The organism is Mycolicibacterium smegmatis, assembly GCF_001457595.1.
In the GTDB taxonomy this organism is placed as follows: domain Bacteria; phylum Actinomycetota; class Actinomycetes; order Mycobacteriales; family Mycobacteriaceae; genus Mycobacterium; species Mycobacterium smegmatis.
Genome location: NZ_LN831039.1, coordinates 5,423,190 through 5,445,267 on the forward strand (window position 1 = coordinate 5,423,190; position 22,078 = coordinate 5,445,267).

The window sequence follows — 22,078 nt, forward strand, 5'->3', positions numbered from 1 at the left end:
CGTCAGACCGATCGGCCTGACATGACTGTGACGCACGGGGGCGTCGATTTCTGTCGGCCGATCGGCGTCACAACGGGAGGAAGTGCTGTCCCCCGGTCAGTCGATCCGGATGACGTATGTGCCGTCCTCGTCGCGCTCGATCTCGTTCTCGAGCGCGTTGACCCATACCGGGGTGTCGCGTCGCGACCCGAGGAACGCGCCGATCACGGCGCCGCCGGGCTGCAGATCGACATTCCACTCGTCGGCTTGGGCGACGATGGTGACGATCTCCTCGCCGTTGGCGCGGCGGATCGAGATCACCTGGCCGTTGGCTTCCTCGTCGTCGAGTTCGGCTTCGTAATCGTCCAACTCGATGTCGTCTGCGTTCTCAGCATCCAGTCCCGCGGAATCCTCATGCACGCCGAAGACTGTACTCAGCATCCACAGGGGCTACCTGCCACGTGTTCCAAGTTGCCGCAGATCGACGCCTGAGACACGGCACAGCATCTCCGAGAAGATTTGCCCGCCCGGCCAATTCACGCGTCCACCAGCATCAAGATCAGCGTCGTGGATAGCTGCCCATAGAGGTAGTGCACTACGCGCGAATCAAACGGCCCGTCCCCATAGTTTTTCCTTCTGTAAGCGTCATCCACCCCCGGGCGCAAACGAAAGAAGTCCGACATGAGCAAGCACCCCGTGCCGTCCATGCCCGCTGTGCCGTGTGCGCGTGCCGCACGGCGCCCGCACCCGGTCCATCGGGACCGCCCGCCCAACATCGACGGCCCCGTTCTGATCACCCCGCAGCAGGTGCTGTTCAGCACCGCTGCTGCCGCAGGCCGGCCGACGCGCCGCCTCGGGTTCCTGTGGCGGGTGGCGTCGGCCCCATCGCGTCTGGTGTCGCGAACCCGGACGTGGACCGCGGCCCGGCGCGAGCGCCACAGGCCCCACGTACGACTGGGTTTCATGGAGGAGGCGGCGATGTCACGGGAGATGGACCGGCTGTAGCTGTTCACAACCGAACGATGAATAGCCGGTCAAACCAACAGCTTTGGCTGCGGATTCGTGCTCCCGGTCACATTTCCGGGCTACGGGGCACGACACGCCGGGGCCGAAGTCGCACTGCGTCCCGCGTCACATGCCCCCGTGCCCTACGGTGTGCTGCGTGAACCGCCCCGAATCCGCCCGGCACATCAGGAATATGGCAAGGCGATCCTGACTTATGACCCCAAAGCGGGTCGTCACACGTTATTTGACAGAAGACGTTTATGTACCAACGAGACAGGGAACAATGGGCGCTCCGGCGACGTTGCCCTAGCACCGGCCTAAGAAAGGAAGGATGACCATGGCTACCGATTACGACGCGCCTCGTACCAAAGAGGTCGACGAGGTTGCCGACGAGTCACTCGAAGACCTTGCCGCCCGACGCGCGTCCGCCGACACTGCGGTGATCGACGAGGACGAGGTCGTCGACTCATTCGACCTCCCCGACGTGGACCTCACCGGTGAGGAACTCACAGTCCGGGTGGTCCCCAAGCAGCAGGACGAGTTCACCTGCTCCAGCTGCTTCCTGGTGCAGCACCAGAACCGTCTGGCTCTGCAACGCGGCAACGAGCAGATCTGCGTCGACTGCGTCTGAACAGCATCTGAGAAGACACCGGTCGTCGAGGCCGGACCCGGCGAGGGCCGACTGAACGTCACACTTCGCGCTGGGCCGGTTCTCGTAGGCCGGTGTCTTCTTCTGTGTCCGCCGCAGCCGACGAGCGCCGCAGCACCTGCGGGCGCAACCGCTCCGGCAGCGCGAACACCATCGCGGCCAGTGCGGCGACGATGCCCAGCGAGGCCGCCACGAGCAGCAGAGCCGGCGCGTGCCAGATGTTCTCCAGCAGCATGAAGAAGCCGAACCCGAGGAAAAGCACCGCCGCGGCGATCTGGATCATCCGCTCGGGCAGATGCTTGCCGGCGATGGCCCCGACCACGATGGCCAGCGCGTCGGCGGCCACCATGCCGATGGTCGACCCGATCCACACCCCCACCCAGTCGTTGTCAGCTGCCAGGGTGATGGTCGCGAGCATCGTCTTGTCGCCGAGCTCGGCCAGCAGGAACGCCGAGGTGACCGCGAAGAACGCCGGCGCGCTCGTGCGTTGGGCCCGGGTGGCCTCGTCCTCGGAGAGGCGGTCGCCGCGCAGCGTCCACAGCCCGAAGAACACGAACGCGACGCCCGCGACGATGCCCAGCAGATGGGTCGGTAGCGCGGCTCCCAGGTAATGGCCGACCGCGACAGAGATGAGGTGGACGGCCGTGGTCGCGAGCGTGATGCCGCCGAGGACAACCCACCAGCGGTAACGCAATGCAAAGGTCATCGCCATGAGCTGCGATTTGTCCCCGAGCTCGGCGATGAAGATGACTCCGAAGCTCAGCGCCAGCGCGGCCAGCATGAGGCTCCTTCTTCTGGGGCTGCCCGGGCGGAAAGCAGATGCCTCCGACCGGCAGCCTGACGGCTGTTACGGCCGAAGGTCTCGCTCGCCGAATGAATTCGGTGATTGGCCGGGCGCCGCGTTGCGCCAGTATGTCGACCAACCGCATCCGCCACCGGATGTGACGGGCAGGAACTACTCCCCTTCGCAACGGCCAGACTACCCACGCTCGGCGCGAGCAGCAACTTGTTTAGTGGTTCAAATTCATCGCGCGGGGATGACAAGTTTGCTGCTCAGAGCCATCAAATGTAAATGTTCGGGTAACCGATACTTTCAGTGTGGCAACCCTTGCGCCTAAGCGGTCCGATTACGCGCCGACTCCTGCCAGGCGCGGGCCGCGACGAGTTCGGGTATCAGCACCTCGGTCAGCAGGCGCACGAGATCACCGGCGTCGTCATCTGTGTCGCCCGGGTAGCGCACCGTGAACTGCGCGCTGGGGACGTCGCCACCGACGGCCACCACCGTGGTCTTCCGCATCGTCGTCCACTCGGCGAGTTGCTGTTCCCATGGGGATCCCGCGAACACGAGCAGGCGGTAGTCGGTGGTCTTGGTCAGGTACACGTCGACGTGGCTCCAGTCGCCGGTCTCGCAGCCCACCGCGGGCAGACGGGGACATTCGCGCAGCATCAGGGCACCCTGTTGAGCAGACGAGAACCGGTGGGCCGGGGCTGCGAGGTGTGTGCCCGCCGGACCGAGCAGTAGGTCGGCGACGCGTGGGCGCCACGAGTCCTCGGTGTCGAGCAGGTGTGCGCTGGCGGTTGCCGACGCGGCCACCGCCCCGGCGAGCGCCGAGGTGTCACCACCGGACAACTGCTCCTCGAGGGCGATGAGCATCGCGACGGTGTGCTGGTAGGTGCGGCAGGCGACGCCGCCCTCCTCCGGATCGGCCGCGAGGTCGACGACTGCGCCGCACCGTTGCGCGAGCGCCGAACCCGGCGTGTTCGTGAGGGCGACGAAGGTCGCGGACGGGTTGGCTGCCTGCATGCGCTCGAGCGCGTCGAGGGTTTCCACCGATCCGCCCGTCGCCGAGGTCGCGACCACCAGGGCGCCAGCGCCCCAGCGCGGCAGCAGTGACGACGACGCGAGATCGGACACCGCGACCAGGCCGCGGGCCCGCATGCGTGCGGCGGCCACGCCACCGGCGTAGGCCGACGACCCCATGCCGATCAGCACCACCCGCTCGATGCCCGGCGGGACCACGTCGGCCCACGGATTGCCGGCGGCGAGGCTGGTCGCGAGCCGGCTGAGGACGGCCGGTTTACGTTCCAGATCGGCGACGAACGCGTCGGGGTTCACGTGCTTGTCCCTTCGTCGAGGAGGGCGGGCAGTGCCGCGTCGGGTACGTACATCCAGCGTGGGAGATGGCGTGCTGCATAGATGATCTCCCGAAGCACCTGTTGCAGCCGCAGCGCTCGCAGCGGCGCCGGGTCGTAGACCGAGCGGTGGCCGAGTGTCTCGAGCCGGTCCGTGTACGCGCCGACGAACGTGGTGCGGGCGAGGCGGTCGACGTCGGCGAGTGCCGCGGGGGCCAGCTCGGTGTACTTGCGGGCGACGATCGCGACGTGGGCCAGCGACTGCGCCATGCCCGCGACGTCGAGCGCGGCGGGGACGGGCTTGACCCGTGCTTCGGCCGGCAGCACAGGGTTGCCGTCGAAATCGGTGACCACGTAGCGGCCACCGGCGCGCAGCACCTGCCCGACGTGCAGGTCACCGTGGCCCGCGAGCACAGGGATGCCCGCGAGGTCGCCGAGCGTGCCGACGACGGCCTCGACGTCTTCTCGTCGGGCCCGCAGCAGTTCGCCGCTCACCGAGGTGCCCAGTGTCGCGGCGGTCTCGACGGTCTCCAGGGCGGCTTCGCGCCAGGACCGCGCGTCGGCCGCGGTGGCCGGGCGGGCCGTGTCCGCTTGGGCCGCATGCAGTTCCGCGACGACACACCCCACTGCGGTGACCGCGTCGACCAGCGCGGGGACGGCGGCGCGATCCTGTGCGGCATCGGTGACCAGCGCGACGGCCCACGTCCACCCGTCGACGGCGTCGGGCAGGTATTCGTCGACGGTGACCACCAGGGTCTCGGGATGGTCGGCGGTTTGCCACGTCACCAGCCCCCATGGCATCGGCATCCCCCGGAAACCGTTGCCGCGCAACGCCTTGATGCGCGCAGGCGCAGGGTGGGGTCCCTCCTGCAGGTGCGTGGCCCATTTGACGACGGCCGCATCGCCCACGATCACCGACTCGTTGGTCTGGTCGACGGTGATCGGGCGCTCTCCCCGCGCAGTCTGCGAAGCCCACGAAAGCAGCGTGAAATTGCCGTGTTTCGTGGTGCCCGGGTTCTGGTTCAGGGCATCCAGCATCGCCTCGGCGACCCCGTCGCCCGGTCCCGCGCGACGCCAGTGACCGTCGGCGTCACGGACCTGCGGCACTGCCGCATCGGGTTCGGACGTGATCACCAGACGGCGCCCGCCACCGAGGTCGAGCCGGTCGAGCTCGATCACGCCCGATGTTCCAGGCCGGCACGCTCGATGGCGTCGGCCCCCACGCGCAGGCCGTCCCTGGCACGGATCGCGGCACCGATGCCGTCGAGCTTGGTGCGCAGTTCGGTGTCGGCGAGCAGGCGGTCCACCGCGTCGGTCAGCTCGGCATCGGCGAACCCGTAGGTGTCCAGCCGGATGCCGAAGCCGAGTTCGTCGATGCGCTGGGCGTTTTCGTACTGGTCCCAGAACAGCGGCAGCACGACGAGCGGTTTGCCGAAGTGCAGCGTCTCGGTCACGGTGTTGTTGCCACCGTGTGAGATCACCAGGTCGACCTGCGGGATCACCTTGGTCTGCGGCAGCATCTGCGCGCCGGTCATGTTGTCGGCCAGGGTGATCTGGTCGGCCTGCGGACCCTTGCTGACGATGAACCGGTGCCGCGTCTTGCCCAGGACATCCACGAGGCGCTGCATGAGTTCGACATCGGCACCGCCCAGAGAACCCAGCGACAGGTAGATCAGCCCACTGTCGGCGGGGCGGTCGGCGAGATGCTCGGGCACGGTGTAGTCCTCGTCGGTCTCGCGCACGCTGGAATCCATGCGGATCCACGTGCCGTCGAGCGGACGGACCTGCGTGTAGTCGGCCTCGGCCGGATAGACGTAGAGGTTCGCGGCGTTGTCGCGCGGCATGAACTCCAGCTCGGGAAGCGGGTCGGCACCCTGGGCCTGCACCCACGCGTTGAAGTCGGTCCACATGGCGCGGTGGGTACGGTCGAATTCGGCGCGGTAGGCGGCCCATTCGGCATCGTCAGCACTCGGCAGGCCGGAAAACGGTGGCGGCACCTGCGCAGCGGTGATCTCCAGCGGGCTGCACGAGACGATCCGCACGAGCGGGACGCCCGCGGTGGCCAGCGCGGGGAACAGCACCACGTTGTCCTCGACGATGACGTCGGGCCGGTGGGTTTCGATGATCTCGCGCAGGCGCGGTTCGCAGTACTTCGCGCCGTCGATCAACGCCTGATAGGTCGGCTGGATGAACGTCTGCAACTGCTCGATGGTCGGCTTGCGGAACTCCGGTGCGGTCTCGGCGATGAAGTCGGTCCAGAACTTCCCCGGATCCTCGTCCTCGCCGCCCGCGGCCGGTTCGGCGAGATCCACGAGTTCCTCGATGAATCCGAACGGCGCGAGCTTGCCGGCCCAGGAGCTCTCCGCGGCGAACACGATCGTGTGGCCGCGTTCGCGCAGGACGGCCGCCAGCCCGATGCACTGATTGGTGGGGCCGTAGGCGGATTCGGGCCAGAACATGATCTTCAGCGTGTCGGAGGTGTTCACAATGGGCCCCTTCAGGTTCGGACGGGTCGGGGAAGCGGATGGCCGGTGGCCACCCGCGCGTAGTCACAGATCAGGTCGACGGCGGTGTCGACATCCAGGCTGGGGTGCCGTGCCACCATCCGGTAGCCGTAGGCGTCCTCGAGCGCGACGATGTTGCGCGCGACGGCCAGCGACGACGAGGTGAGCGCGAAAATACCCTGGGCGGCGCCGGATTCGAGGATCACCTGGTACATCGCGACCTGACGGTCATACAGCGCGGTCAGCATGACGGCGTAGGCCGGGTGACGTGCGGCCGCGCCGCCGAGCGCGCACATGAGCTTGACGTCGGGGTCGTCGGCGTCGACCGGCAGCCCGGATTCGATGGTCGTCACCAGCTTGCGGTCCGGTGGCGCATCCCCCGCGACGGCGCGCAGCCGCGCATCGTAGAAGCGCTCGATACCGGCCCGGTTGGCCTCGATCAGCAGGGTCTGGATATCCGGGAAGTGGTAGAGCACCGCGCTCGGTGTCAGGCCCGCCTCGGCCGCCACCTGCTTGAGCTGGACATCGACGCCGTGCTTCATCACCGCGCTCTGGGCAGCGCGCAGCAACTTCTCGCGACGTTCGGCTCGGCTGACGGGCACAGCGCCATGCTGCCAACGATCCGCGACCGGCGCGCGCGTTTTCCTGAACTCCGATGCAGTTTTTATCCAGCTTTTACATCGTGGTTGTCCCGCGCAGCGATAAACTTTCCTGAACTCGAATACAGGACTCGAAGGGAGCGCAACCGCATGCCGACCCTGCTGTCTGCTCGACAACTCCTCATCGCCGCCGCGTTCGCGGCCGCCACGCTGGCTCCCGTTGCCGTGCCGTTCCAGGCCGCCGCCGCGGAATGCCCCAGCGGAGAAGAAGGCGACCTGTACACCGGCACGTGTACGCCGGTTCTGGTCCCCAACTCCCCCGCGCCGGTCGCCATGCCCGCGGCCAACGAGTGCCCGCCCGGTGTCACCGGTGCCGAGTGCCAGCCGTCCACCGGCAACGAGGCAGGCCCGGTCATGCCCCAGCTGCCCGGGCAGGTCGAGCAGACGGGTCCTGAGGAAGAACTCCAGGACGTCGACACACCCGACTACTGACGGCCACTTGCCGCCGGTTGCCACGCCGCGAAACTGTAGTTGTCGAGCGGTTGTTCGAGTAGTGCGCTCGACAACTACAGTTTCGGTGGAGCGCTCAGCGCTACAGGCGCGCCAGGCCGACCGCGTGCCGAAGACCGGGAATTCCCAACCACTTCGGCAACGACACCGCGTCGTCCTTGGAGGTCCACACCCGCGGTGGGTCACTCTTGTCGGTGCGGTCGGCCGGCACCGCGTGACTCATCCGGAACCACTCCGATCCGGGACGGCATCCGGCGTTGAGGTACAGCCTGGGGTGATCGGCCAGGATCTGCAGGCCCGACCGGATGATGAACATCATGAAGACGATGTTGAAGAAGTGCTGCCATCGCAGCCATGCCGGGAAACCCGTTGTGACAGGCTGGGCATAGCTCGCCGACGTGCCCGGATAGTGCGCGATGAAACTCTGCACCCAACCGTAGGTGCGTAACTGCATCGCGACCGCGACGATCACCGCCAGCGCGACGAGCGCACCCACGGCGAGCCAGGCGAAACTCACCCAGTGCCTCCCGATGCGCACCGACGGCGCGTGCGCGGGCACCTGCGGGATGCCGCCGCAGAATTCGTCGACGTCGACGCGCTGCTGGAAGGTCGGTCGGGGCGAATGGTGGTCGAGCAGCGCGTGCAGCTGCGCCACGGTCGTCGTGCGGTGAATTCTCGGTGCGCTCGTCACGTCGCCACCTCCTGACCAACAGATGCTTCATCTGGAGAAACGATCTGGGCCTGGGATGTGGCTGGATGACCGCTGAGCGTTCGGCAAAACACCGATGGGCCGGGATCCGCGGATCCCGGCCCATGGCGTCGTGCGATCTAGGACGTGACGGCGACCTGCCCCCTATCGACCTTCTGCGGGCCCTTGCCGCCGGGGCGGATGTCGAAGTCGAAGATCTCGGTCGGCAGGAACACCGAACAACATGCGTTCGGGATGTCCACGACGCCGCCGATGCGGCCTTCGATCGGTGAGGTGCCCAGGATCAGGTAGGCCTGCTCGCCGGTGTAGCCCCACTTCTTCAGGTACTCGATGGCGTTGAGGCACGCGTTGCGGTACGCCATCGTCGCGTCCATGTAGGCGTTGCGATTCTCGGCGTGGTCCACCGAGATGCCGATGAACGTGAGCCATTCGGAGTAGAGCGGCTCGACGCGGCCCGGCATGAAGATGGGGTTGGTGGTGACGCCGTAGGTTTCCATGCCGCCCTTGATGAGGTCGACGTGCATGTCGATGAACCCACCCATCTCGATGGCGCCACAGAAGTTGATCTCGCCGTCGCCCTGTGAGAAGTGCAGGTCGCCGCCGGAGAGCATGGCGCCTTCCACGAACACCGGGTAGAAGATCCGGCTGCCCCGGGTGAAGTTCTTGATGTCGTGGTTGCCGCCGTTCTCACGCGGCGGCACGGTGCGGGCGCCGTCGTTGGCGATGGCCTGCAGCAGATCACCCGAGGCCGTGCCGCCGAGCGTCCCGTCCACCAGCGGCGGCAGCGCCAGCGGCGGCACGCGGTCCGGATCGGTGGCGATCAGGGCACGTTCGCGCTCGTTCCATTTCGCGAGCAGATCCGGTGACGGCGCGGTGCCGAACAGCCCCGGGTGGGTGATGCCGGTGTAGCGCACCCCGGGCACGTGCCGCGACGTGCACTGCTGACCGTGGAAGTCCCAGATCGCCTTGTAGGCGTCCGGGTAGTAGTCGGTGAGGAACCCGCCGCCGTTCACCTTCGCGAAGATGCCTGAATAACCCCAGCCCTCACCGCAGTTCGGTCCGTTGGTCTGCGGCACCGGGCCGATGTCGAGGATGTCGACGATCAGCAGGTCGCCGGGCTCGGCACCTTCGACCTTGATCGGACCGGACAGCATGTGGCACGGCGCGAGGTCGACGTCACGAACGTCGTTGGCCGAGTCGTTGTTTCCGATCTGGCCGTCGGTCCACTCCTTGCACTCGATCCGGAACTCACTGCCGGGCTTGACCGTTGCGGCGGCCGGGATGTCGGGATGCCAGCGGTTGTGGCCGGGAACGGCCTGATCCCGCATGGATTTCGAATGGTCGACGCTGAAAACTACCTCGGGCATGTGGACTCCCTTTCTCTTATCGGGTGGTGGCCGCGAGCGCGGCCGGTGGAGGGTTGGTGACTGACGGCGCTGCGAGACGGCGCCCGATGGGGTATGCGAGAACAACTGCGGCAAAACCGATCACGGCGATGACCGCGGCGGGGAGCGGGCCGGTTTCCCAGTTGCCCGACACGATCAGGAAGGCCGGCACGGCGGCGGTGATCACGCCTTCGGCCACCGCGACGAACCCGACGGCGGGCCCCAGTGCGTCGTGCCCCAGGCCGAGCAGCAGGAACAGCATGAACCACAGCACTGCCCACAGCAGCCAGATCACCCCGAACGCCGGGTCGGCCTCGGCGGTGAACGCGTGCCACGAGTAGCCGAGTGCGGCGATCGCGACGAACAGCGAGAACCATCCGAGACCTTCTCCGTCCCAGTCGGTCACGTTGTTGATGGCCACCCACAGGTAGGTGAAGCCGAACAGGTAGAGCCCGGAGGCCGCGAAGATCACGGCCGCGTCTCCGCCGGACTGCAGGATCAGCACCGTAGGCGTCACCACCTGCAGTCCGCCGACGAAGAAGTTCAGCGGTGTTGCGCCTCGTGGGCTGATGCGGCCCAGCAGCATCAGCCCGTCGATGATGAGCACCGCACCCACGTAGAAGAGCCCGACGCCACCCATGTCGCTAGTACCTCGGCAGACTCGGTAGACCGGGATTGCGGCGCGGGGCCCGCGGGCGGTCCGCGCCTGCGGGAATCGACTTCACCACCGTGGGACTTTCGGCGCTCGCGGACGCCGCGTCGAATGCGCGGTGATGTCCCGCGGTGAATGTCGTCAGCCCTACCGAACCGAAGACCCGGCGCGCCGGCGTCCGGCACTCCGGACAGGTCGCCGCCGCATCGCGCTCGGAGATCGCGCAGGTGAGATCGAAGGGACCGCAGTGGGAACAACGGAATGTGTAGGTCGGCATGGTCACCCCTTTCCATTCACCCGAAATATATCCAGATGAAAATAAAAGTCAAGGGTGAACGCCCGCGCCGGGCGCGGGTGGTTACGAAGTCAAATTCGAGGTGGTGTCGACGAGTTCGCGCAACTGGTCGACGTCCAGCCCGCACGATTCAAAAGCCGCACACTCGGCCTCGGCTACCGCGTCCACCAGGCGGTTGCGCAGCGTCCGCCCCCGCGGGGTCAACGCCACGAGCACCCGCCGGCGGTCATGCAGATCGGCAGTCCGGTAGATGATCCCTTGCGACACAAGGCGATCGACGGTTCTGGTGAGAGTCGGACCCGTGATCAGCGTGGCCTGCGCGAGATCGCTCATGGGCACGGTGCGCCGTCCGGCCAACTCGTCGAGCACGCGCCAGTCCTCGATCTTGAGCGACGAGTCCGCGAGCACGCGTTCGATCGCCGACTCCGCGAGGTGGGTCAGACGCACCAACGGCAGCAGGAGGTTGGGGCGGCGCTGCTGTCCGGCGGCCATGGTGGGTGTCTCCTCGTGTCGACGGCGGGGTCTGTTCAGAATGAATTATTTCTGCTAGAAAGCTTTGAAGCGCAGACTACACGGGATCGACGGTGATCTGGAGTGCAGGACGGCGAGGTTGAGTTCCGCGTCGGGCTGGTGATTCCGCTTCAAGGGCCAGCGGGAATCTTCGCGCCTTCGTGCGAGGCCGTGGCCGAGCTCGCGGCCAAGGAGGTCAACGACCGAGGCGGCCTGCAGGGCCGCAAGGTCACCATCGAGGTGCTCGACGGCGGAGCGCCCGGCGACGACGTCGCCCGGACCGTCGCCGACCGGTTGCGAGGTCACGGTCTCGACGCCGTGACCGGCTGGCACATCTCGGCCGTGCGCAACCGCATCTCCCCGGTGGTCCGCGACCGCATCCCGTACGTCTACACCTCGTTGTACGAGGGCGGTGAACGCACACCGGGCGTGTTCTGCACAGGCGAGACACCGCAGATCCAGATCGCGCCCGCGCTCGCCTGGCTGCGCGACCACTTCGGCATCCGGTCCTGGTGCCTGGTCGGCGATGACTACATCTGGCCGCGCCGTTCCGCCGCGGCCGCCCGCGCGTACTGCCGAGATCTGGACCTCGAGCTCAGACGGGAGATCTACGTCCCGTACGGCACCGACGATTTCCGCGCACCTGTCCGCAAGGCCATCGCGTCGGGGGCGCAGGCCGTGTTGATGCTGCTCGTCGGCCAGGACGCCGTGTTGTTCAACCGCGAGTTCGCGCGCGCCGGCGGGCACGACCGCATGGCGCGGTTCAGCCCGCTGATGGAGGAGAACATGCTGCTGGCCAGCGGCGCCGGCTCCACCGAAAACCTCTATGTCGCCGCGGCGTACTTCAGTTCACTGGCCACCGCGGGTGCCATGGACCTGATGGGCAGCTACGTCGCCCGCTACGGCGCCGACGCGCCACCGCTCAACGCGATGGCCGAATCCTGTTACGAGGGTCTGCTTGCGCTCGAGGCCATCTTCCAGCGGGCCCACTCCCCCGAGATACCGGACCTGATGGCATCCGCGCACGATGTCGGGTTCGACGGGCCCCGGGGCCCGATGTGTATGCGCGACAGTCAATTCGACCAGCAGGTCTACATCGCCAGCGCCGACGGCTACGACTTCGACATCCTCGACACGCTGACGACGCTCGACGCTTGAGACCGCGTCACTTCCCCATCCCCACCGCCATGAGTACGACTTCGGTGAGGCGGTCGAGATAGTCGTCGTCGGCCGTCGTCTGGAGGATCGACTGCCGCCAGTAAAGCGCGCCGGCCAGGACGTCGAGCGCGACGTCGATATCGGCGTCGGGAGCGATCTCGCCGCGTTCGATGGCACGCTCGAAGATGTGAGATCCCCTGCCACGCCGTGGTTCCCGGATCAGATCCGTCAGCAGGGCGCCGTACTCGGGATCCCGGACCGCTTCTGCGATCAAATCGGGAATGATCTTGCGCGCCAGGCGGTGTGTAAGCGCCTCCCTGCCGTTGCGGAGGTATTCGCGGATGTCGCCGCGCAGCGACCCGGTGTCGGGCACGTCGATCGCGGTGACGGCGACCTTGGCGACCAGATCGGCGGCCAGCGCCTGTTTCGACCGCCAACGGCGGTAGATCGCGGCCTTGCCCACGCCGGCACGCCGGGCCACCGCGTCGACCGACAGCCGGCCGTAACCCACGGCGGCCAGTTCTTCGAAGAACGCCTTCTCGATGGCGGTGGTGACGTCGTCGAGCAGCACCGGACCGCCGGAGGTGCGTCGCGGTGCGGATTTCTCGGCCACGCGGCGATCCTATAAGACGGAACGGTTGCGTTCCGTTGAGCGCGCGCGCATACTCAATCGAGACGATGCAGTTCCGTTTCGTTAAGGAGTGGTGATGAAGTTCCTGTTCGACGACGAATCCTTCTCGTTCGAGACTCTGCGGGCGGCCGGATACGCCAACTACGGCGGCGCTGACCTGGGCGATGTCCTGGTCACGGCCCGGGCCATCCCCGAGGGTGACGAGCAAGCCTGGTTCCGGGAGTGGAAGGCCACAGCCGAACGCGTCGAGGCGCTGGGCCGCCGGTCGCAGGCGGCCGGTCACACGGTGAGCGCACGGGAGGCGCTGCTGCGGGCTTCGAACTACTACCGCACCGCGGAGTTCTACCGTCGCGAAAACCCCTGGGAGGATGCCGAAGCCCTGGAGACGTTCAATCGATCCCGCACCACGTTCCTCGACGCGATGGCGTTGTTCGACTTCGGATTCGAGCGCGTGGCAATACCGTACGAGGACACCACCCTGCCCGGATACCTCTACCTGGTGGACGACCGCCCGCGGCCGACCGTGATCTTCAACGGCGGGTACGACTCAACCCTCGAAGAGTCCTACGTCGCGCTGGCCGCGGCCGCCCTGGCGCGCGGGTACCACGTGCTGGCTTTCGACGGCCCCGGACAGGGTGCGGCGCTGCGCGAGCAGCGGTTGACCTTCCGCCACGACTGGGAGGCGGTGCTGACACCGGTGGTGGACTTCGCGCTCACCCGATCCGAGATCGCGCCCGATGCGATCACGGTGTTCGGCTACAGCATGGGAGGTTTCCTGGTGGCACGAGCGGCCGCCTTCGAAGACCGCTTCGCCGCCGTCGTCGTCGACGACGGGATCTACGACTTCCACTCGGCCATGGCCAAGGTCATGCCGCCGTTCCTCGCCGAATGGGTCGAGCAGGGCAACGACGACGACGCGAATGCCGTTTTCAGACTGATGATGTCGACCGGCACGGGCCTTCGATGGATCATGCAGAACGGCATGTGGAACTTCGGGCTCGACTCCCCCGCCGCACTGGCGCGGGCTTTCCGCGCCTACACGTTGGACGGCATCGCCGACCGGATCACCGCCCCGGTACTCGTGCTCGACGCCGAGAACGACCAGTTCTTCGACCACGAACCCGAGCGGGCTGCCGCGGCGATGGTCAACGCGAAGACCACCCTGGTGACGCTCTACGAAGCCGACGGCGCAGGCGAACACTGCCACCTCGGCGCAGTGCACCGAGCGCATCAGGTCGTGTTCGACTGGCTCGACGAAATCGTCGGCGGGTAACCGAGGTTCAGGGACGTCCGCGCTTGGGTGTCTGTCCGGCCACGCCGTGGCGCAGCGGCGTGTTCGCCTCTGCCGCGGTGGATTCCTGCACCTGCGACCCGCCCGCTGTCGACTCGGTGTCAGGGGCGCGTTGCGGGTCGCCGGACGATGGCTCGGCACCGTCCTCCAGTTCCCGCATACGGGCCTCCACGATCTCCAGAACCGGCACCCGCGCGGCATGCCCGGCCTCATAGGTCAAGATCGCCTCGACCTGATCCTTGGACAACGACCGCACCTTGTGCTGGATGTCGCCCAGCGCCATCTCGTCGTAATTCGGCAGGGGCAGTTCGGCGGACATGTTCACTCCTCGACCACGGTGTAGAGCGATTCGCCGTCCTCAGGCGCGCCGTCGACCTGACCGCGGTGGCGGCCTGCGCCCTCGGCGCGTTCGGTGTCCGCATCCGGAGTGCCGACCGCGTCGGTCACGTCGGGTTCCTCGGCGGCCAGCCGGTCGTCGAGGGACTCGCCCTCGCGCTCCTCTTCGGCGGTCATGCCGTGCTTGTCCGCTGCGCTCCAGTCGTCGGGCGGGTCGACGACCTCGTCGCCGTCGTCGTTGAGCACATCGTCGGAATCAGTGGATTCCATGGGGCTCAGCATGTCGTCGGCGCCGCCCAGATCGTTGGCGCTCACGCTGTCATCGGTGCTCATCTTCGTCTCCTGACCTCATCGGTTCAGACGAAGCGATAGCCATCCGGCGAACGCGTGAAACCTCAGGAGTCGGGGAAGTCGATCAGGCCATCATTGCGTGCGTCGACGACGACGTGTTCCCAGCCGATTACCGCGGCCGCGATCACCGAGATGGCCGCAGCGAACGCCGCGAGCGATGCAGGCGTCGTCCACTGCGCGCTCGCGGCGGCCGCGAGCAAGAGCAGTGCGAAAGCGCCGGCGAGCACCAGTCGGGTGCGCCTCGCGCCCCGCGGTGATCTGAACAGCGTGGTCATGAAACCACTGTTCCGGGACGTTCTGAGGAGGGTTGAAGCGTTTCCTGTGAAATCGCCATGGACATGCTACGAAGGTGCCCCCGCTATCGTGGCCAACGTGGATCGTCGACAGATGCTGCTGTTGTCAGGGTTGGGCGCGACGGCAGCGGTGCTGCCGGTGCCGCGTGCGGCCGCCGTACCGAACCAGACGGCGGCGTCGTATGTGTTCGCCGACGAGTTCGACGGGCCCGCGGGGTCGGCACCCAGTGCGGCGAAGTGGACCATCGCGAAGGCCCGCGAGACCATCCAGGATCCGACGTACTGGGAGCAGCCCGGCCGCATCGGCCAGTACCGCAACGATCGCCGCAATGTCTTCCTCGACGGCAAGTCCAACCTCGTGATCCGCGCGGCGAAGGACGGCGACACCTACTACAGCGCCAAGCTCGCCAGCGTATGGGAGGGCGGCGCGGGCCACACCTGGGAGGCCCGCATCAAGTTCAACTGCCTCACCGCGGGCGCCTGGCCGGCGTTCTGGCTGGGCAACACAGGCGAGGGCGAACTGGACATCATCGAGTGGTACGGCAACGGCAGCTGGCCCTCGGCCACCACGGTGCATGCGAAATCCAATGGCGGCGAATGGAAGACGCACAACATCGCCGTCGACAACGGCTGGCACCGGTGGCGCACGCAATGGGACGCCGAGGGTGCCCGCTTCTGGCTGGACTACACCGACGGCGCGCAACCGTACTTCGAGGTCGCCGCGAGTTCACTGCCCGACTGGCCGTTCGACCAACCGGGTTACACGATGTTCGTGGTGCTCAACCTCGCGGTGGCGGGCTCGGGCGGCGGCGATCCCAGCGGGGGCACCTACCCGGCCGACATGCTCGTCGACTGGGTGCGCGTCTGGTAGTTCAGCTTCTGAAATCGCGCCGACGGTCGTGATTCGTCGCTCGGCACAGCCATGTGCGCAATCTCGAAGCCCGGCTCCCCTGTCTCACCCAAGGTGTGGACCTCAACTCCTCAGGCACGCCGGCGGAGGCTTGCTCGTGAAGCAGTTTTGACAGAGCCCGATGTCAGCGAGGTCGGCCCTGCGGGTTCGCCATACCGGTGATCAACAGGTCGACCACGTTGGTCGCGAGTTCGTTGATCTCGTCGAGGGTCTGCCCCTCGATCCTGCGGTACCACATGTCGACGGCGTTGAGGTTGCTCAGCAGTGTGCGGGTGGCAAGTGCCTCGTCGACGACGCGTAGGGAACCGTCGGCGATACCTTCGGCCACCACACGCCGGAACATCAGCTCGTAATCGCGCCGGAGTTCGTTGAGCGCGGCGAGTGCGTCGCGCTGCCGGATCTTCAGCGCGGTCGAGGCCTGGTAGCGCACGCCTTGATGCACGACGTGGTGGTACCCGAGTTCGGTCATCAGGTTCTCCAGGTGCGCGACCGACATCGCCGCCAGACGCTCCCGCCCGGTCCCCGCTCCGCCCGCATGCGGTTCGACGCGTTCGCGGACCCGGCGCATACCGTCCTCGTACACGGCCAGGAAGATGTCGAACTTCGACCGGAAGTGGTAGTAGATCAGGCCCTTGGTGGCCCCCACCTGCTCGGCGATGTCGTCGATGGTGGTGTTGGCGAACCCGTGGACCATGAACGCGTCGGCGGCCGCATCGAGGATCCGGGTCTTGACGTCGATTTCCAGTTCGGCGCTCGCGCTCACTTCGACTCCCTCTTCCGACCGCATTGTTGTCCACGCCGTGCCGACGCGTGGCCGTGTCCGCATGCACGATTGACTTCGATTGTGACGCTCGTTACCGTAATACTCCGTAGTATCCCTGGTGAACGCGGGTATCGCCAACCGCTACCAGCACCGCCCCCGGCCCGCCCGCCATTCACGTGAACACCCGAAGGGACTCCCATGAGCCTGGACAGCTCACGCGCCGTGCTCTCGTCAGCCGACGAACTGCACAAGCGCGCCACCCGCAAGGCCGTGCTGCGACTGCTGCCGGTGATGTGCGTGGTCTACTTCATGGCCTACATCGACCGCACCAACGTCGCGCTCGCCAAGACCCATCTGGACACCGACGTGGGCATCAGTGCGGCCGCGTTCGGGTTCGGCGCGGGCATCTTCTTCATCAGCTATGCGTTCCTCGAGGTCCCCAGCAACCTGGTGATGTACCGCGTGGGGCCGCGACGCTGGATCGCCCGTATCGCCCTGACGTGGGGCGCACTGTCTGCGCTGATGATGTTCGTGCAGGGCGACATGTCGTTCTACGTCATGCGGTTCCTGCTGGGCGCGGCCGAAGCGGGCCTGTACCCCGCACTGATGTACATGGTCACGTTGTGGTTCGCCCAGAGTTACCGCGCCACCGTCGTCGGCTTCATCTACCTCGCGCCGACCATCGCCCTGGTGGTCGGTGGGCCGATGGGTGGGGCCCTGATGGAACTCGACAGCGCCATGGGACTGCACGGCTGGCAGTGGATGTTCCTCATCGAGGGGCTCGTCACCATGCTCGTCGGCGTCCTGGTGTGGTTCAAACTGCCCCAATCCCCCACTGAGGCAAAGTGGTTGACGCCTGACGAGGCACGCATCCTGTCCGAGCGTGCGGCCGGCGCCCACCACGAGACCGTGACACATCTGCGCGGCAACCTCGGCAAGGCCTTCGGCAGACCCTTCGTCATCGTGGTGGCGCTGATCTACTTCTTCAACCAGATCACCAACGTCGGCATCGTGTTCAACATTCCGGCCATCGTCGAAGACCTCGACATCAGTGGATCTTTCGTCATCGGCCTGCTCTCCGGCAGCGCGGGCATCGGCGCGACCATCGGCGTGCTGGTGGTCCCCCGCCTGTTCGCGTGGTATCAGCGCGAGGCCGCCGCGGTCGGCATCCTCGCGGCCGCAACGCTTGTCACGTCGGTGCTGTTCATGTTGTCCACCAGCGCGTTCGCCCGCATCATCCTCATCGCGATCTCGATGATCTTCGTGTTCGGCACCCTGCCGCTGTTCTGGTCGATCGCGATGGCGCGGATGTCCGGGCTCGTGGCGGCCGCGAGCCTGGCGTTCATCAACACGATCGGGCTGATCGGCGGGTTCGTCGGGCCGTACCTGTTCGGTCTCGCCGAAACCGCGACGCACAACCCGTCGGCCGGGTTCTACATCGTCATCGTCTCCTCGGTGATCGGCGTCGCGCTGGCGCCGGTGCTCGCGCACGCGATCCGCCGCGAAGATTCGACCGCCTGATTACGGAGAGATCTGCCGCATGCACGGTTTGATGCAAGACCGACCGCTGAGCCTGCCCCTGCTGATGTCCGGTTTGGACGGCCGGTTCAGCCACAAGACCGTCACGACGAACCATCCGGATGCTCCGACCGTGGCGACGTACGGTGCTGTCGCCCAGCGGGTTCGCCGTCTCGCCGGGGTGCTCGACGCGCTCGCGGTCCCCGTGGGCGCGCGGGTCGGCAGCTTCGGGTGGAACACGCAGCGTCACCTCGAGCTGTACCTGGCGGTGCCCTGCACCAACCGTGTACTGCACACCGTCAACCATCGTCTCTTCGCCGACGACATCGTGTACATCGTCAACGACGCGGCCGACGACGTGCTGTTCGTCGACCGCTCGCTGCTGGATGTGGTGTGGCCCTTGGTCGGCCGGTTCACCACGGTGCGCCACGTGATCGTGATGGACGACGGCAGCGGCCCGCAGATCCCCGACGGTGCGCATGATTACGAACACCTGCTCGCCGAGGCTCGGCCCGTCGCACGTTTCGAGGTGTCCGACGAACGCACGGCTGCCGCGCTCTGCTACACCTCAGGCACCACGGGTCGCCCCAAGGGCGTGCTGTACGACCATCGTTCGATCGTGTTGCACGCCATGAGCCTGCTGATGGCCGACGCCTTCGGTATCGGCGAAGCCGACGTGGTGATGCCGATCGTGCCGATGTTCCACGTCAACGCGTGGGGTCTGCCCTACGCGGCGGTGATGTCGGGCGCGTCGCTGGTGCTGCCCGGGCCTGCGATGCAGCCAGCATCCCTGGCCGAGTCGCTCGACACCGCGGGTGTGACGTTCGCGGCCGCGGTGACCACGGTGTGGCGCAACGTGTTACCGCATCTTTCTGGCCGTTCCCTGCCGTCGGTGCGCCGCCTCGTCAGCGGCGGAGGCCCGCTCCCGGAAAGCCTGTCGCGACGCTATGCCTCGGAGATCGGGGTGCCGCTGTGCAGTTCCTGGGGCATGACGGAGACCAGCCCGCTGGTGTGCAGCGCGCGGATCCCCACCGGGCACTCCGGCGACGAGGTCGAAACCCTCTGTCTGCCAGGAGTGTCCATCCCGTTGGTCGAGCTGCGCCTGCAGCGCGACGACGGCTCGTTCGCTCCCCACGACGGGAAGTCCTCCGGCGAACTGCAGGTTGCGGGCCCGACCATCGCGTCGGGATACTACGGCGCAACCGACGGATCTGCCGCCTTCACCGAGGACGGCTGGTTGCGCACGGGCGATGTCGCGACCATCGACGCCCACGGGCTGGTTCGGATCGTCGACCGCATCAAGGACCTCATCAAGTCGGGCGGCGAGTGGATCTCCTCGGTCGAACTGGAGAACGCGATCATGACCTGCCCCGCCGTGGCCGAAGCGGCCGTCGTCGGTGCACCGCACGAGCGGTGGGGTGAGCGCCCACTGGCGTTCGTCGTTCCCGCCGCCGGTCACGACGCGACGCCGGATCTGGTGCGCGACCACCTGCAACAGCGCGTCGCGCGGTGGTGGATACCCGACGACATCGTCATCGTCGACGAGCTTCCCAAGACCGCCACCGGGAAGATCTCGAAACGGGCCCTGCGGCAGAACCTCTGCGCACCCGCAGGCTGACTATTCTGGGTCGGACTCCTGAGGCGAAGGACTGATCATGGACTCCGACACGATCTGGCGACATGTCGACGAACAACGTGGACAGCTCGCAGATCTCCTGGACACCCTCAAGCCCGAACAGTGGTCGGCGCCGTCGCTGTGCGCGGGCTGGACCGTGCGTGACGTCGCGGTGCACGTCACGCAGGTGAACGTCAGCCGCGGCGAATACGTGCGCGCCGCGATCAGGTCGAGATTCCGGTTCGACGCCATGATCAGCCGGATGGCCGTGACCGACACCTCCGACCCGGCGACCATCACCGCGCGGTTGCGCGCCATCGTCGGCGATCGCGGGCGCCCGCCCTTCACCAAAGAGGTCGACCCGCTCATGGATGTCCTGGTCCACACCCAGGACATCTGCGTACCGCTCGGGATCGAGCATCCGATGCCCGTCGACGCCGCCGTCGCCGTGGCACAACGGTTGTGGGGCATGAAGTTTCCCCTCAACCCCCAGCGCGACCTGCCGGGTTACCGGTTCGTCGCCACCGATGCCGGCTTCACTGCAGGACCGGAGTGGGGTGCCCTGCGCGAGGCACCCATCCACGACATCGTGCTGATGCTCAGTCGACGGCTCAGCATTCCGGACTCCGAGCCCGATCCCGACGAGTGATCTCCCGCGTGATCTCCTGCGCCCAACGTTGGCTTGTGTGCGAACTTTCCGACAAATCTCGCACACAAGCCAACGCTCGGCGCGCGTCGCTCAGGTGGAGCTCGTACTTTGTGGCGAACGTTGGCTTGTGTGCGAACTTTCCACCAAATCTCGAACACAAGCCAACACTCGGCGAGCTTACTCGGAGTCGGACTCGGACGCAGACTCGGACTGGGTCTCGTTCTCACTCTTGGCCTTCTTCGGCTTGGCCCGCGGGCCTTTGAGCCCCTTCGCCAGATCCTTGAGGCCTGACTCGACCTGACTTTTCACATTGTCGAGGCCGTCGCGGATCGCGTCACGATGTTCATGTCGGCGCTCTCGGCGCGTCTCACGCGGGCTCTTCTTCTTCTCGATGTCGTCCCCGGCGCGGGCCTCGGTGTCTGTGTCGGTATCCGTGTCGGTGGCTGTGGTCTCGTCATCCTTGGTGACGACCTCGGTATCGACGTCCTTGGAGACGTCCTTGATCACGACCTTGGCGTCATTCTTGGTGTCGTTCGTGGTGACGCCCTTGGTGTCGGGCTCCTTGATGCCCAGCTTCGAGTCACCATCCACGGCGTTGTGGGTGCCGACGTCCTTGGTTTCCGTACTGGTGGTATCTACATCGGTGGTCTCGACGCCGCCGGCAACATCGGCCTCGGGAGTCTCGACCTCCTGCGGAGTCTCGACAGTGCGACGGATCTCGCCGTTGTACAGATACGGGCGCGTGTCGCCGGGCTTGTCGTTGCGCACGTACGCCGAATCGATGATGGGACGGAGGATGTTGTCGATCGCGTCGACCCATTGATCCGGCACCCCGATATCCCGGAGGAACTGTGTGAGGGGCAGATTCTTGGTCGGAACCAGCATGGTCGTGATGGGTCCGTGGTCGGCGTTTCCCGGAATCGTCTTCACGTTCTCCGGCGGCACATCATTCGGATCGGTAGTGAAACTCGGAACCCCGTGGACGTACACGATGCCCAGCAAGGCGTTGGCCGTCGCGAGCAGGTTCCACGGCCGATCAGGCGGATCGGCCCAACCGTCGTACTCGCCGATCACGATGGTCGTCGGATACGGCGACAGCGCAACACGTTTCACCCGGTAGTTCAGGATCGGGATGAACGTGCCTTCCTTGAAGTACTCGGCGACACCGACTTCCGGCGGGGCGATCAGGACGACGCGAACGTCGTCCAGCCGCGGGTTGGGACTGGCGGCGAGTTCCTTGGCGACCCGGGCTGCGACCATCGACCCCATCGACTCACCGATGATCACGATCTTGCCGTCGGTCTGCTGCACGGCGATCATCGTCTGCTGCACACCGTCGAGAAGCGCCTTGTCGGAGTTGAGCGCGTCCTGCGAATAGTCGATCAGCAGGGGTTGCCCGTCCTCGTGGAAGTGGATGCCGATCTTCGGGTAGTTCAGGGCGATCAACGGATGGAACGGGTTGATCGGCTTGAGAACGGTCGCCCCTGGGATCAAGATCGCCTCTTCGGCCCGGCTGGCCACGTCGACCACGGTGCCCGACGCCAGCACCAGTGACGCGGCCGCGATCAGAGGAACCAATTGTTTGCGCCAGCTAATCATCTTGCGCTCCTCCCCGTGCGTCATCGACGCTCAG

General features: G+C 66.6%; 26 protein-coding genes. 9 read left to right on the forward strand and 17 right to left on the reverse strand.

Features of this window, described 5'->3' with window-relative positions; genetic code table 11:
• Positions 1-96 precede the first annotated feature (96 nt).
• Entirely contained in the window at positions 97-399 is a 303-nt protein-coding gene (locus tag AT701_RS26015; RefSeq protein ID WP_223495757.1) for a hypothetical protein, read from the reverse strand.
• A gap of 261 nt (positions 400-660) precedes the next feature.
• Here AT701_RS26015 and AT701_RS26020 point away from each other — a divergent pair, with 261 nt between their 5' ends.
• Both AT701_RS26020 and AT701_RS26025 read left to right on the forward strand, forming a co-directional pair.
• Positions 661-984 (forward strand): hypothetical protein, encoded by a 324-nt coding sequence (locus AT701_RS26020; RefSeq protein WP_003896725.1) that lies wholly within the window; start codon positions 661-663, stop codon positions 982-984.
• A gap of 337 nt (positions 985-1,321) precedes the next feature.
• Positions 1,322-1,615 carry a DUF4193 domain-containing protein gene (locus AT701_RS26025; RefSeq protein WP_029104487.1) on the forward strand — a complete coding sequence of 98 codons (294 nt, stop codon included), beginning with the start codon at positions 1,322-1,324 and terminating at the stop codon, positions 1,613-1,615.
• A gap of 58 nt (positions 1,616-1,673) precedes the next feature.
• Here the strand turns inward: AT701_RS26025 and AT701_RS26030 are convergent, their stop codons facing one another.
• The 5 genes from AT701_RS26030 to AT701_RS26050 all read right to left on the reverse strand — a co-directional run bounded on the left by AT701_RS26030 (position 1,674) and on the right by AT701_RS26050 (position 6,872).
• The gene (locus tag AT701_RS26030; RefSeq protein WP_003896727.1) at positions 1,674-2,414 is read right to left on the reverse strand and encodes a TMEM165/GDT1 family protein; all 741 of its coding nucleotides are present in this window, start codon (positions 2,412-2,414) and stop codon (positions 1,674-1,676) included.
• 333 nt (positions 2,415-2,747) lie between these two features.
• The gene (locus AT701_RS26035; protein ID WP_058126875.1) at positions 2,748-3,749 is read right to left on the reverse strand and encodes an SIS domain-containing protein; all 1,002 of its coding nucleotides are present in this window, start codon (positions 3,747-3,749) and stop codon (positions 2,748-2,750) included.
• The gene (locus tag AT701_RS26040) at positions 3,746-4,945 is read right to left on the reverse strand and encodes a glucosamine kinase (protein WP_058126876.1); all 1,200 of its coding nucleotides are present in this window, start codon (positions 4,943-4,945) and stop codon (positions 3,746-3,748) included. Before AT701_RS26040 ends, AT701_RS26035 begins: the two co-directional genes overlap by 4 nt.
• Positions 4,942-6,252 (reverse strand): glycosyltransferase, encoded by a 1,311-nt coding sequence (locus AT701_RS26045; RefSeq protein ID WP_003896730.1) that lies wholly within the window; start codon positions 6,250-6,252, stop codon positions 4,942-4,944. Before AT701_RS26045 ends, AT701_RS26040 begins: the two co-directional genes overlap by 4 nt.
• Positions 6,253-6,263: 11 nt before the next feature.
• The gene (locus tag AT701_RS26050; RefSeq protein WP_011730474.1) at positions 6,264-6,872 is read right to left on the reverse strand and encodes a TetR/AcrR family transcriptional regulator; all 609 of its coding nucleotides are present in this window, start codon (positions 6,870-6,872) and stop codon (positions 6,264-6,266) included.
• Between the two features lie 147 nt (positions 6,873-7,019).
• Between AT701_RS26050 and AT701_RS26055 the strand changes: the two genes are divergently transcribed.
• Complete coding sequence (locus tag AT701_RS26055) at positions 7,020-7,361, forward strand: hypothetical protein (RefSeq protein WP_011730475.1); 342 nt, start codon at positions 7,020-7,022, stop codon at positions 7,359-7,361.
• Positions 7,362-7,461: 100 nt separating this feature from the next.
• Here the strand turns inward: AT701_RS26055 and AT701_RS26060 are convergent, their stop codons facing one another.
• The 5 genes from AT701_RS26060 to AT701_RS26075 all read right to left on the reverse strand — a co-directional run bounded on the left by AT701_RS26060 (position 7,462) and on the right by AT701_RS26075 (position 10,912).
• Entirely contained in the window at positions 7,462-8,070 is a 609-nt protein-coding gene (locus AT701_RS26060) for a hypothetical protein (protein ID WP_003896732.1), read from the reverse strand.
• 137 nt (positions 8,071-8,207) lie between these two features.
• The gene (gene fmdA, locus AT701_RS26065; protein ID WP_003896733.1) at positions 8,208-9,455 is read right to left on the reverse strand and encodes a formamidase; all 1,248 of its coding nucleotides are present in this window, start codon (positions 9,453-9,455) and stop codon (positions 8,208-8,210) included.
• 16 nt (positions 9,456-9,471) lie between these two features.
• Positions 9,472-10,113 (reverse strand): AmiS/UreI family transporter, encoded by a 642-nt coding sequence (locus AT701_RS26070; RefSeq protein WP_011730476.1) that lies wholly within the window; start codon positions 10,111-10,113, stop codon positions 9,472-9,474.
• Between the two features lie 4 nt (positions 10,114-10,117).
• Positions 10,118-10,402: an FmdB family zinc ribbon protein gene (locus tag AT701_RS36095; RefSeq protein WP_014878298.1), complete on the reverse strand. Its 285-nt coding sequence runs from the start codon at positions 10,400-10,402 to the stop codon at positions 10,118-10,120.
• Positions 10,403-10,483: 81 nt separating this feature from the next.
• Complete coding sequence (locus AT701_RS26075) at positions 10,484-10,912, reverse strand: MarR family winged helix-turn-helix transcriptional regulator (protein WP_003896736.1); 429 nt, start codon at positions 10,910-10,912, stop codon at positions 10,484-10,486.
• Positions 10,913-11,014: 102 nt separating this feature from the next.
• On the opposite strand from AT701_RS26075, the gene AT701_RS26080 reads away from it, so the two are divergent.
• Positions 11,015-12,088: a substrate-binding domain-containing protein gene (locus AT701_RS26080; protein ID WP_003896737.1), complete on the forward strand. Its 1,074-nt coding sequence runs from the start codon at positions 11,015-11,017 to the stop codon at positions 12,086-12,088.
• 7 nt (positions 12,089-12,095) lie between these two features.
• Here the strand turns inward: AT701_RS26080 and AT701_RS26085 are convergent, their stop codons facing one another.
• The gene (locus AT701_RS26085) at positions 12,096-12,701 is read right to left on the reverse strand and encodes a TetR/AcrR family transcriptional regulator (protein WP_003896738.1); all 606 of its coding nucleotides are present in this window, start codon (positions 12,699-12,701) and stop codon (positions 12,096-12,098) included.
• A gap of 94 nt (positions 12,702-12,795) precedes the next feature.
• Here AT701_RS26085 and AT701_RS26090 point away from each other — a divergent pair, with 94 nt between their 5' ends.
• Complete coding sequence (locus tag AT701_RS26090; protein ID WP_003896739.1) at positions 12,796-13,992, forward strand: alpha/beta hydrolase family protein; 1,197 nt, start codon at positions 12,796-12,798, stop codon at positions 13,990-13,992.
• Between the two features lie 7 nt (positions 13,993-13,999).
• Here AT701_RS26090 and AT701_RS26095 read toward each other — a convergent pair whose 3' ends face one another.
• The 3 genes from AT701_RS26095 to AT701_RS26105 form a co-directional block, all read right to left on the reverse strand.
• Positions 14,000-14,329 carry a DUF8129 domain-containing protein gene (locus tag AT701_RS26095; RefSeq protein WP_003896740.1) on the reverse strand — a complete coding sequence of 110 codons (330 nt, stop codon included), beginning with the start codon at positions 14,327-14,329 and terminating at the stop codon, positions 14,000-14,002.
• A gap of 2 nt (positions 14,330-14,331) precedes the next feature.
• Complete coding sequence (locus AT701_RS26100; RefSeq protein ID WP_003896741.1) at positions 14,332-14,679, reverse strand: hypothetical protein; 348 nt, start codon at positions 14,677-14,679, stop codon at positions 14,332-14,334.
• A gap of 62 nt (positions 14,680-14,741) precedes the next feature.
• Positions 14,742-14,972, reverse strand: a complete 231-nt coding sequence (locus AT701_RS26105; RefSeq protein WP_003896742.1) for a hypothetical protein — start codon at positions 14,970-14,972, stop codon at positions 14,742-14,744.
• 88 nt (positions 14,973-15,060) lie between these two features.
• Here AT701_RS26105 and AT701_RS26110 point away from each other — a divergent pair, with 88 nt between their 5' ends.
• The gene (locus AT701_RS26110) at positions 15,061-15,861 is read left to right on the forward strand and encodes a glycoside hydrolase family 16 protein (protein WP_003896743.1); all 801 of its coding nucleotides are present in this window, start codon (positions 15,061-15,063) and stop codon (positions 15,859-15,861) included.
• A 163-nt stretch (positions 15,862-16,024) separates the two neighbouring features.
• Here the strand turns inward: AT701_RS26110 and AT701_RS26115 are convergent, their stop codons facing one another.
• Positions 16,025-16,687, reverse strand: a complete 663-nt coding sequence (locus AT701_RS26115) for a transcriptional regulator DarR (protein WP_051065204.1) — start codon at positions 16,685-16,687, stop codon at positions 16,025-16,027.
• A gap of 174 nt (positions 16,688-16,861) precedes the next feature.
• Between AT701_RS26115 and AT701_RS26120 the strand changes: the two genes are divergently transcribed.
• The 3 genes from AT701_RS26120 to AT701_RS26130 are packed head-to-tail and all read left to right on the forward strand — an operon-like array spanning position 16,862 to position 20,445.
• Entirely contained in the window at positions 16,862-18,184 is a 1,323-nt protein-coding gene (locus AT701_RS26120; RefSeq protein ID WP_058126877.1) for an MFS transporter, read from the forward strand.
• Between the two features lie 31 nt (positions 18,185-18,215).
• The gene (locus AT701_RS26125) at positions 18,216-19,799 is read left to right on the forward strand and encodes a long-chain fatty acid--CoA ligase (RefSeq protein ID WP_223495759.1); all 1,584 of its coding nucleotides are present in this window, start codon (positions 18,216-18,218) and stop codon (positions 19,797-19,799) included.
• A gap of 37 nt (positions 19,800-19,836) precedes the next feature.
• Entirely contained in the window at positions 19,837-20,445 is a 609-nt protein-coding gene (locus AT701_RS26130) for a maleylpyruvate isomerase family mycothiol-dependent enzyme (protein WP_058126879.1), read from the forward strand.
• Positions 20,446-20,622: 177 nt separating this feature from the next.
• Here the strand turns inward: AT701_RS26130 and AT701_RS26135 are convergent, their stop codons facing one another.
• Positions 20,623-22,068 carry a PE-PPE domain-containing protein gene (locus AT701_RS26135; RefSeq protein WP_223495762.1) on the reverse strand — a complete coding sequence of 482 codons (1,446 nt, stop codon included), beginning with the start codon at positions 22,066-22,068 and terminating at the stop codon, positions 20,623-20,625.
• Between the last annotated feature and the right edge of the window lie 10 nt (positions 22,069-22,078).